Annotated in this window: 6 protein-coding genes; 2 read left to right on the top strand and 4 right to left on the bottom strand. The window is 72.5% G+C overall.

Translation table 11 applies throughout. From position 1 onward, the window contains the following. Window positions 1–9: 9 nt before the first annotated feature. The 3 genes from asnB to fabD form a co-directional block, all read right to left on the bottom strand. Window positions 10–1,980, bottom strand: coding sequence for an asparagine synthase (glutamine-hydrolyzing) (gene asnB, locus ACWD6P_RS04450; protein ID WP_451442507.1), 1,971 nt, complete (start codon window positions 1,978–1,980; stop codon window positions 10–12). Between the two features lie 4 nt (window positions 1,981–1,984). Beyond that, window positions 1,985–2,236, bottom strand: coding sequence for an acyl carrier protein (locus tag ACWD6P_RS04445; RefSeq protein ID WP_451442506.1), 252 nt, complete (start codon window positions 2,234–2,236; stop codon window positions 1,985–1,987). Window positions 2,237–2,321: 85 nt separating this feature from the next. Then, the gene (gene fabD, locus ACWD6P_RS04440) at window positions 2,322–3,911 is read right to left on the bottom strand and encodes an ACP S-malonyltransferase (RefSeq protein WP_451442505.1); all 1,590 of its coding nucleotides are present in this window, start codon (window positions 3,909–3,911) and stop codon (window positions 2,322–2,324) included. Between the two features lie 339 nt (window positions 3,912–4,250). On the opposite strand from fabD, the gene ACWD6P_RS04435 reads away from it, so the two are divergent. Then, window positions 4,251–7,973, top strand: a complete 3,723-nt coding sequence (locus tag ACWD6P_RS04435) for a BTAD domain-containing putative transcriptional regulator (RefSeq protein ID WP_451442504.1) — start codon at window positions 4,251–4,253, stop codon at window positions 7,971–7,973. A gap of 28 nt (window positions 7,974–8,001) precedes the next feature. Here ACWD6P_RS04435 and ACWD6P_RS04430 read toward each other — a convergent pair whose 3' ends face one another. Beyond that, window positions 8,002–8,634, bottom strand: a complete 633-nt coding sequence (locus ACWD6P_RS04430; protein ID WP_451442503.1) for a flavodoxin family protein — start codon at window positions 8,632–8,634, stop codon at window positions 8,002–8,004. Between the two features lie 327 nt (window positions 8,635–8,961). On the opposite strand from ACWD6P_RS04430, the gene ACWD6P_RS04425 reads away from it, so the two are divergent. Then, a complete protein-coding gene (locus ACWD6P_RS04425) occupies window positions 8,962–10,440 on the top strand; it encodes a Dyp-type peroxidase (RefSeq protein ID WP_451442502.1) in 1,479 nt (492 codons plus the stop codon). The last annotated feature ends 6 nt before the right edge of the window (window positions 10,441–10,446 follow it).

The raw sequence follows: 10,446 nt of genomic DNA, 5'->3' as shown, positions 1-10,446 counted from the left end.
TTCTCCGTCCTAGGCCGACAGGGCGCCGCTGCGCCGGTCGACGACGTTCAGGGGGACCCCGAGCGGGGCGCGGCGGCGGGCGTTGCCGCGCACGTACCAGTGGTGCAGCCAGACCGTCGACGCCAGGCAGACGAAGGCCTGGTTCTCCTTCGTGCCGATCTGCTCGGGCGGGGTGGTGAAGACGCGGTCGGTGAACCGCCGCACGAAGCGCGCGTCGAGGACACCGATCTCGTCGAGGGTGCCGGGGTCGGTCAGCAGCTCGCGGTAGTCCGGGCGGGAGCGGACGAACGCGGCGCTGTCCGGGGCGCGGTAGGGGAACTTCCCCTTCTTGACGATCCGTCCCGGCAGCACGTCGGCGTAGGCGCGCTTGAGCAGGTACTTCTCGTCGTACGGGTCGCCGAACCGCAGATTGACCGCGGCGGCGCGGCGGACCACGGCGGGGTCGAGGAAGGGGCAGCGGTTCTCCACGCCGTGGGCCAGCGCCATGCGCTCGCCCTGGGTGGACAGCAGATAGCCGCTCAGCAGCGTGCGGAACTCCAGCCACTGGGCCTTCTGCACGGGGGTGAGCCGGTCGTAGCCGGGTTCTGCGGCCACGAGTTCCTTGAGAGCGGCGAAGGGGTCGCCGGCGTGGGTGAGCAGGCGTGCGGCGAAGCGGCCGTTCTGGAACCGCATCTGGTGGGAGAAGAGGCCGGGCAGGGTCTCCTCGGTGAACTGCCGGTAGAGCCCGAGCATCCGGCGGTGGCCGTCCTCGCCGCTGAAGTGGCGCAGGTACGGGTAGAGCTGGCTCATCCGGCGCAGGCGGGTGTCGTCGTCCAGCTCGTGCCAGGTCGACAGCAGCAGGGTGTCCTTGAAGATGCCGTAGCCGAGGAAGGCCTCGTCGGCGCCCTCACCGCTGAGCACGACCTTGATCCCTTCGCTGCGGACGTGGCCGGCCAGCAGGTACATGGGGACGAAGGCGGTGCGGAAGACGGGCACCTCGGCGTGCCGGACGGCTTCGGGGAAGGTGTCGACGACGTCCTGGTCGGTCACGCGCACGGTGGAGTGGCGGGTGCCCAGATGTGCGGCCAGCTCGGCCTGTTCGGGCGATTCGTCGAACTCCGCGTCCTCGAAGCCGATCGAAAAGGTCCGCAGCGGCCGGCTCGTCCGCTGTGCGGCGAGGTGCGCGATGATCGAGGAGTCCAGACCGCCGGAGGCGTAGACGCCGACCTCGACATCGCTGCGCAGGCGCACGTCGACCGCCGCTTCCAGGTCCGCGCGGACGAGCTCGACGGCCTCCTGCTCGCTCTCGGGGGCCGGGCCCGGGACCAGGTCGAGGGTGGCCCAGCGGCCGCGCCGGACCTCGTCGCCGCGCACGGTCAGGTACTCGCCCATCGGGATCTGCTCGATCCCGCGGTATCCGCTCTGGCCGGGCAGCGGGGTCCAGGTGGCGAAGACCGACGCCAGCTGTGCCTCGTCGAAGGCGAACCCGAAGCCCGGGTGGGCCAGGAACGCCTTCATCTCGGAGGCGAACAGCCACCCGCCGCGGTGGCGCGCCACGTACAGGGGCCGCTTGCCGAACCGGTCGCGCACCAGGTGCAGTTCGCCGGTGAGGCTGTCGTAGAGGGCGAATGCGAAGGCGCCGTTGAAGCGGGGCAGGCAGTCCCGGCCCCAGACGGCCCAGGCGGCCAGCACGACCTCGGTGTCGGACTCGGTGCGGAAGACAAAGCCGCGGGCGGCCAGCTGCGCGCGCAGCTCCCGGTAGTTGTACAACTCGCCGTTGTAGCAGAGCCAGTAGCGGTCGTCGGCGCTGCCGACCGGCTGCGATCCGGTGGACAGGTCGATGACGCTCAGCCGTACCGTGCCCATGGCCAGCCGGTCGTCGAGGAAGCAGCCCGCCTCGTCCGGGCCGCGGTGCTCGATCTGGGCGAGCATGCCGTGGATCAGGGTCTCGTACTCCTGCGGGGGCAGGGGGCTTTGGTAGAAGCCGGCTATGCCGCACATCGGGTCACCGGCTCCCGGCGGTCCGCTCGCGGGCGGCGTCGACGAAGTCCACGATGCCGGACAGCGAGACCATGACGTTGCCGAGGATGTCGTCGCCGAGCGGCACGCCGTACTCCTTCTCGATGTGCGTCATCAGCGAGATGTAGCCGAACGAGTCGAGGATCCCCGCCTTGAACAGGTCGGTGTCCTCGGTGATGTCCGAGTCGAACTCGAACATGAACTGGTCTTCCATGTGCTTCCTGAGTTCCTGCTTCATGGCTGTCCGTCACCCTCGGGATGGTCGATTTCGGGACGCGTCCGGTGCCCGGCGCGCATGGACTCTTCGCTGTTCCGGCGCGGCGTCAGGGGGCCGCGAGCCCGGCAGTGACGATCCGGGCCAGCGCGGGCCACTGGGCCCGGATGAAGAAGTGGTCACCGGGCAGCCGGTGGGTGGTCAGGGGCCGGGTGCTCTCGCGTTGCCAGGCCTCCAGGTCGGCCGGGGTGAGCCCCTCGTCCTCGCCGGCCAGGGCGGTGACCGGGACGTCCAGCGGCGGGGCGTCCTCGTGCCGGTAGGCGCCCAGCGCGGCGAAGTCGGCCCGCAGGACGGGTTCGTAGAACGCCATCAGGTCCGGGTACTCCCACAGCTCCGCCGGGGTTCCGCCGAGCTCCTTGAGGTGGTCCCAGAAGGCGTCGGCCGAAAGCTCCCAGGTGTGGCGCTCACGGCTCGGGATCGACGGTCCGCTCTCCCCGGAGACGAACAGGTGGACCGGTGCGGGCAGCCGCTCGGCGCGCAGCCGGCGGCAGAGCAGGAACGCCAGCCGGGCGCCGAGGCTGTGCCCGTAGAGCGCGTACGGGACGTCGAGCCGGCCCTTGAGCTGCCGGAGCAGGTCGTCGACGATCGCGGCGGGCTCCCGCAGCGGCGGCTCGGAGGCGCGCCGGCCGCGTCCGGGCCTCTCCAGCGTCACCACGTCGATGTCCGGGCAGTGTTCGGCAAGGCCCGCGTAGGCCCGCTCGTCGCCTCCGGCGTAGGCGACGCAGAACAGGCGTTGCCGCGCCGGCGGTTGGGGCTTCGCTGTCCGGCGGGCGGGGGCCGCGTCGATCTGCCGGAGCATGCGGGTCAGGACGTGCGACCCGCCCGCCTCGCGGCAGTGGTCGGCGGTGGTGCGCTCCAGCAGGTAGCGGACGCTGTCCAGCCACTGCACCGATCCGCGGATCTGCCCGCTGAGGGTCGCGGCGACGTCCTGGTCCGCGTACGGCCGCGCGGTGAGGTTGGCGATCACCGTGGCGCGCAGGGGCGCGAACCGGAAGCCCTTGAGGAAGGCGGCGAACTCGTCGTGTGCGCCGGCCATGTACCGCGAGTGGAAGGCGGCCGAGACCTTCAGCCGGGCGACCCGGGTTCCGCGCGCGTCGAGCGTCTTGTGCGCCCGCTCGATCTCGTCCCGGTCCCCGGACAGCACGGTCTGGACGGGGGTGTTGAGGTTGGCGACGTCGAGCCGCGCCAGGCCCTCCTCGGCGAGGAAGGCCCGCACCTCGTCCGCGTCCGGCCCCACGACGGCGAGCATGGCTCCGTCCGTGGCTCGGGCCATGAGCTCGCCCCGCTTGACGACGAGCTTCAGGCCGGTCTCGAAGTCGAAGGCCCCGGCGGCGTGCAGGGCGTTGTACTCCCCGAGGCTGTGGCCCAGCAGGTAGGCGCCCTCGGGTGCGCCGCGCTCCAGCGAGTCCCGGTAGGAGAGGGCGTTGACGACGTAGAGCGCGGGCTGGGTGTAGCGCGTGTCGTCGAGCCGTCCGTCGGGGTCCTCCAGGCACAGCTCCGGGAGGTCGTAGCCGAGAACGTCGCAGGCCTGCGCGGTGAGTTCGGGGAACCGGTCGAAGAGGCCGGCTCCCATGCCGCGGGTCTGGGCCCCCTGTCCGGGGAAGAGCACGGCGGGCGGTCCCGCTGCGGGAGCCGTCACGCCGGACCCGCAGCGGAGTGTTCCCGGGTGTGAGCAGGGCAGTCGTCGGGCGGGTGCATGGCCTCCCCGTTCAGCGGTGGTTTCCGATGACGGGCATCCTGCGGCACCCCCCTTGCAGCGGCCTGGTCGGGACGCTGACGGATTCCTGCCGTTTGCTGCAGCGGTTTTCCGCCACCCTTGCCGAAACCCTGTGGGGACCTTGCCGATTGCTTACGGCGGCAAGGATGATCTTGGAACGCCCGCGTTCGCTATGCAAAGCTCCGGTTTGGAAGGGCACCGGCCGCACGGCGCCACCCGCCCGTCAGCACCATCCCGCGTGCGAGAACGATTGGGACCGATATGCCTTCATCCCCCACGCCGAACCCGGCCCCGACCACCCCGGCCCCCGAGGCCGGGCCGCACGAGACCCCCCTGCTGCTGAGCGTGCTGGGCCCCATGTCGGCGCGCCACGACGGCCGCGAACTCCCCCTCGGTCCACCACGCCGCAGAGCCCTGCTCGCCCTGCTTCTCATACGCCTGGGACGCGTGGTGCCCACGGAGCTGCTCATCGACGAGCTGTGGGGCGAGGAGCCCCCGCGTCAGGCCGTCGCCACGCTCCAGAGCCACGTGTCCCACCTGCGCCGCGCACTGCAGCCGGCGTCCGGGCCGGACCGCCCCACCGTGCTGCGCCACCGCGCGCCCGGCTACGTCCTGGAACTCGCCCCCGAACACATCGACGGCTGCCGCTTCGAGCGCCTGGTCGCCGACGGGCGGCGGCTGCTGGAGCAGCGCGACCCGCTCGCCGCGCGGGACCGGTTCGCGGCCGCCCTGTCGCTGTGGCGGGGCTCGCCCTACGCGGAGTTCGACGGCCATGCCCCGCTCAGCGACGAGAGCTCCCGCCTCGAGGACGTCCGGCTCACCGCCGTGGAGTCCTGCGCGGAGGCCCGGCTCGCCCTCGGCGAGGCTCAGGAGGTCGCCGCCGGCCTCGACGGCGAGGCGCGCCGCCACCCGGCGCGCGAACGCCTGGTCGGCCATCTGATGACGGCCCTGTCCCGGCTCGGGCGGCAGGCCGAGGCGCTCGAAGCGTACGAACGGACCCGCGCCCACCTGGACGAGGAGTTCGGCGTGGGCACGGCCGCCGAGCTCCGCCGGGTCAGGACCGCGATCCTGCGCCAGGAGCCGGGGGCGGGCGGGCCCACCGCGGGAGGGCGCCCCGGTCGCCCCGAACCCGCCGGGCCCGCCCTGGGGGCTCCGGTGATCGGGGTGGCCACGGCGGACGACGGCGAAGGGGCCCGCAGGGCACGGACGCGCCCGCCGGGCACGGCGCAGAAGCCCCAACGGCCCACGGCGGTCGAGGCGTCCGGCGGGGCCGGCGGGTCAGCAGCGGGTCCGGGCGGGCCCCTCGCGGCGGCCGGCGGTGACGGCGCCCTGCGGGACGGCGCCCCGTCCGCGGGACCGGAAAGGGCGGGCAGCGCCGCCGCGGGAGGGCCGGAGACGAGCGGGCCCGCCGCCGGGCCCGGCGGTCACACGCGCCGACCGGTGACGGCCACCGGGGAGTCACTGCCGACCCCCGCCGGTTCACGGACGGCCGATGCCGTCGAGTCACGGTCGACCAGCGTCGATTCATGGCCGACCGCCGAGGGCTCCCATGAGAGCGCGCATCCCGCGCCAAATGCGCAGGACGCCGCGTCCGGCACGAGCCGGGAGCCCGTACAGCCGGTGCACGGCGGGCCGGGCTCCCAGTCGCCGTTCACCGGCCGCGGCGAGGAATTACAGCGTCTGACCGCCGCGGCGGCGAGCGCGCTCGCCGGTCACGGTCACGTCGCGGGCGTCCTCGGCCCCGCCGGCGTCGGCAAGACCCGTCTGCTCCTCGAACTCGTCCCCCGCCTGGAAGCCGCCTGCGCCGGCCAAGGCGGTGGCAGTCAGCGCGGTGCCGGCCTGGAGGTCATCTGGAGTCACTGCTTCCTGGACGAGGGGGTACCGCCCTACTGGCTGTGGACCCAGATCCTCAGGCGGCTCTCCGCGACCCGCCCGGAGGCCTTCCGCGAGGCGGCGAAACCATTCGGCACGCTGCTCGCCCCGCTGATGCCCGAGCGCGCGGCCCGGCCCGGCGGACCGGCGCCCGAATCCGACTGGGGCCAGGCCCGGTTCCTGACCCACGACGCGGTCTGCGAGGTGCTGCTCGCCCTCGCCGCACAGCGCCCGCTCGTCCTGCTCATGGAGGACCTGCACTGGGCCGACACCGCCTCCCTGGACCTGCTCAGACTGCTGAGCACCCGCAGCCAGGGCCACCCGCTCGGCATCGTCCTGACCGCCCGCGAGTACGAGGTCGAGTCCGACGCGACGCTGCGCCGCATGCTCTCCGAGGTGCTGCGCGGCCCCAGGACCGAGACCCTGCGGCTCGGCGGCCTGTCCCGGCACGCCGTCGCCGCCCTCGTCGTCGCCCAGGCCGGGCCCGGCGTCGACGCGGAGGTCGTCGAGGTGCTGCACCGGCGCAGCGAGGGCAACCCGTACTTCGTCATCCAGCTCCTCTCGCTCCTGGGCGACGCACGCAGTCTGCGCCGGCCCGACGCGGTGGACGTGCTGCTGACCCGTGTCCCGACGGGCGTCCGCGAGGCGCTGCACCAGCGGTTCGCCGCACTGCCCGAGACGGTGCTGCGGGTGCTGCGGCTGTGCGCCGTCATCGGCACCGAGGTCGACACCGATCTGCTGGACCGCACCGCCACCGAGGACGAACCGGTCGCCGCGGCACTGGAGTCGGCGATCCGTGCCGGCCTGCTCGGCGAGGACCCCCACCACCCGGAACGGCTCCACTTCACCCACGCCCTGGTCCAGGAGACGCTCATCGACGAGCTCACCCGCGAGGACCGGCAGCGGCTGCACGCGAGGGTCGCCGAGGCGATCTCCGCCCGCCGGCTCGGGCAGGTCGAGGACGAGGAGATCGAGCGGGTCGCCCACCACGCCTGGCACGCCAAGAGCGCGCTGCCGACCGCCGAGACGCTTCCCCTGCTGCTGCGCGCCGCCGAGCAGGCAGAGCAGCAACTCGCCTACGAGCAGGTGGAGACCTGGCTGCGCCGCGCGGTGCACCTGGTCGGCCTGCTGCCGCCCGACGACCCCTCGGCCGCGTCCCTCAACCAGCGGCTGCACATCCAGCTCGGCCAGGTGCTGGCCACCACCCGGGGCTACGGCCACGCCGAGGCCGAGGCGGCGCTCGCCCGCGGACGGGCCCTCAGCGCGGCCACCCGCTCCCCCGAAGACCCCTCGGCGCTCTGGGCGCTGTGCGCGGCGTACCTCGTCACCGGCCGCTACGACGACTCACGCCGGTTCTCCGGCCTGCTCCGGGACCTCGCCGGGCGGACCGGCCAGCCCGTGGCGGTGCTGGGCGCGGCCTACGGCGAGGGCATCGTCCTGCACATCCGCGGCCAGCTGCGGCAGGCGCTCGCCGAACTGGAGCACGGCGTCGCCATGGCGGACGGCTACGCCAGCGAAGGCCACACCCTGGCCCGCACCTTCCAGCACGACCCGCGCGTCTCCTGCCGCTCCTACGACACCTTCACCCACTGGCTCCTGGGCGACCGCAAGACCGCCACGGCACGCCGCCGCGAACTGCTGCGCCTCACCGAGTACGACAGCAGGCCCTCCGACCGCTCCTTCGCGCTCTACGTGGACGCGGTCGTGGCGGCCTGGGAGGGCGACGCCCGCACGGCCCGCTCCTCCGGCGCCGAGGGAGTCCGCCTGGCGGACGAACACGGGCTGCTCTACTGGAAGGCGATGCTCGGCATGCTGGAGGGCTGGGGCCTCACCCACTGCGGACGGGAGGACGGTCTCACCCTGATGCACTCCTCCCTCGCCGAACTCAGCGACTCCAGAACCCATCTGCGCCGCCCCCTCCACCTGGGCCTCCTCGGCCAGGCCCAGCACCGGGCCGGACGGACGGAGGACGCGAAGACCACCTTCCACGCCCTCCTCGCAGCCGTCGGCCAGCGCGGCGAACACGTCTACCTCCACCCCGAACTCCCCGCCACCCGCCTCCTCCACGACCTCCTGGGCCGGGGGGCGGCGGAGGCGGTGGCGGCCGGGTGAGGGACAGCTCTCGCCTGGGCCGGGTGAGCTAGGGGGTGCCCGCTTCGGGCTGCTGCTCGTAGGGGAAGCGGGCGAGCGGGGCCTCGTTCTGGAAGAAGGTCTTGGCGCGGATCGCGGCCCGCTCGTCGGCCTGCACCTGGCCGGGGCGGGAGCCGTTGCCGAACAGCACGCCGCCGAAGCGCATCCGCAGGTACGCCGCCGTGTGCGTCAGGGTGGTCACCAGCCCGTCGGCGACGGCCTCGTCGCGGTCCGCCATGACCGTCACCCCCCACAGGGTCCGGCCCGCCATCCGCTCCTTGAAGTCGGAACCGGGGACCGTGAGCCAGCCCGACCAGTAGTCGAGGTAGCGCTTGGTCTGCGCGGAGAGGGTGTACCAGTACAGGGGCGAGGCGAGGACGATGTCGGTGGCCTCCAGGGTGGCCTGCCGCAGGGTCTCCTCGTTCTCCCCGGCCGGCCAGGTGTCGGTCTCGTGCCGTCCGTCCTGGAAGTCGGGCAGCGGCAGCCGGGTCAGGTCCACCCAGCGCTGCGGGGTGCCGGCCGGCAGCTGCTCGGCGGCGGCGCGGGCGAGGAGCTCGGTGTTGCCGTCGGGGCGGGAGCTGCCGAGGACGAAGAGGAAGGAGCGGGCGGCCGCCGCCCGGCCGTCGCGGGAATGTGTGCTCATGGGGGGCGACGTTAGGGCTTGACATCAGTGTCAAGGTCAAGATCCGCCTTGGAGGCGGCCGCTCCGCGGCGCTGAGGACCGCTTGGCCCTCCGTCCTGCCGGGTCACCAGGACGAGTGGCGCTGTGCTCCGGTTGGCGCCGGTCGTACTGCGGGGCGGCGGATTCGATGCTGGGCTGGCGCCACAGGCCGGTACACCGGCTCGCTTTGGTGTGCCCTTGTGTTTTCTCCGCATCGATTTCGCCTTCAGGGTCCCGGGGACCGGTTTTCGCGTGCGCGCGTCATCCTCCGGTACGCCCTGCGGCACCCGAAACTCCAGAGGGAGAGAAGTGACCACGATCTCAGCGCGCCCTACGGCCGCTCCCGATATCGAGCAGCTGCCGGAACCGCCATTGCGCCGGTCCAGGGAAATCCAGGGAAACATCCTGGCCGGGTTCAACAAGGACTACATGGCGTTCCGCTATATGCGCTTCCCGGACGATGAGGGCGCGGGTGGCCGCGGCTGGCTGTCCGTCATGCTGAACACCGTCTCGGTGACCACCACGGTCGAGGACTTCAACGAGGAGTTCTCCCTCTCCCGCCGGGCCTACGGCCAGGATCCGTCCATCGCCGCCACCTGGGTCGGGGTGTCGTTAACGTGTGAAGGCCTGCTCCGGGTCGCCCGCGAGCCCAAGAGGGTGCAGGAGGATCTGACGCCCTTCGGATCGTTTGTGAAGGGCGCGGACGGCCGGGCGCCGGACCTCGGCGACCACGGTACGAGCGCCCCCGAGCACTGGCTTTTCGGCTCGGACCGCAACGGTGTGCACGCCGTACTGATCGTCGCCGCGGACACCGAGGAGGCACTGGAGGAGAAAATCCAGAACATCGCCGCCGCGGATTCGGCACACGGTGTGACGCTGGTCCATCAGGACGACGGCCGCACCCTGACCGGAGACCTGCGCGGGCACGAGCACTTCGGGTACAAGGACGCCATCTCCCAGCCGGGAGTCAAGGATTTCCACCGTGCGGACCGGGACGATCCCGGATTCCGGGAGAACCGTGCGGGGACGGTACTCGTCGAGCCCGGAGAATTCGTCTTCGGTCACAAGAGTGAGAGCGGAAGCCCGCCCGAGGCACCCGCGTGGATGGACAACGGTTCCCTTCAGGTGGTGCGCCGGCTGCGGCAGGACGTCGCCGGCTGGAACGAGGCCGTGGTACGCGAGGCGGGGAAATTCCAGCCGCACGCCATTTCGCCGGAACTGCTGGGCGCCTGTCTGGTCGGCCGCAAGAAGGACGGCACCCCGCTGGCCCAGGGCCAGAACCCGGTGACCGGGGTCGGTTCGAGCCGCAACGATTTCACCTACGAGAACGACGGGGCGGGGAAACACACCCCGTGCGCGGCGCATATCCGCAGAACGCATCCCCGGCACTTCGAGGCCGGCCAGCAGCACCGCCTCATGCGCCGCGGCATTCCGTACGGCGCCCCGTACACGGGAGTCAAGGACGACACGGACCGCGGCCTGATGTTCGTGTGCTACGGCACGTCGCTCGAGCGGCAATTCGAGTTCGTGCAGCGGGCCTGGTCGAACAACCCCAACTTCCGCCCCGGCACGGAGGGTGCGCCCAACGGCATCGACAAGGTGACCGGCACCCTCAAGCAGGGCTCCTCCGGCAGCCCGGACGCGCACATCGTGCTGGCCGACGGCCAGGAAGGCACCGTGTCGATGGACCGGTTCGTCCGTACCACCGGTGCGGTGTACGCCTTCACGCCCTCCGTCTCGACCCTGCGGCGGCTCGCCGCGTACCAGTCCCTGCACGAGAAGGCCTGAGCCGCC

The sequence above is a fragment of the Streptomyces sp. NPDC002446 genome (genome assembly GCF_053595675.1).
The sequence above is the reverse complement of the archived record's forward strand: the minus strand, read 5'-3'. Positions and strand labels throughout refer to the sequence as shown.

What these genes read in the sequence shown, in the direction of transcription:
- ACWD6P_RS04445 (WP_451442506.1), bottom strand. Translation starts at nt 2,236, where the DNA reads ATGAAGCAGGAACTCAGGAAGCACATGGAAGACCAGTTCATGTTCGAG.
- ACWD6P_RS04435 (WP_451442504.1), top strand. Translation starts at nt 4,251, where the DNA reads ATGCCTTCATCCCCCACGCCGAACCCGGCCCCGACCACCCCGGCCCCC.
- asnB (WP_451442507.1), bottom strand. Translation starts at nt 1,980, where the DNA reads ATGTGCGGCATAGCCGGCTTCTACCAAAGCCCCCTGCCCCCGCAGGAG.
- ACWD6P_RS04430 (WP_451442503.1), bottom strand. Translation starts at nt 8,634, where the DNA reads ATGAGCACACATTCCCGCGACGGCCGGGCGGCGGCCGCCCGCTCCTTC.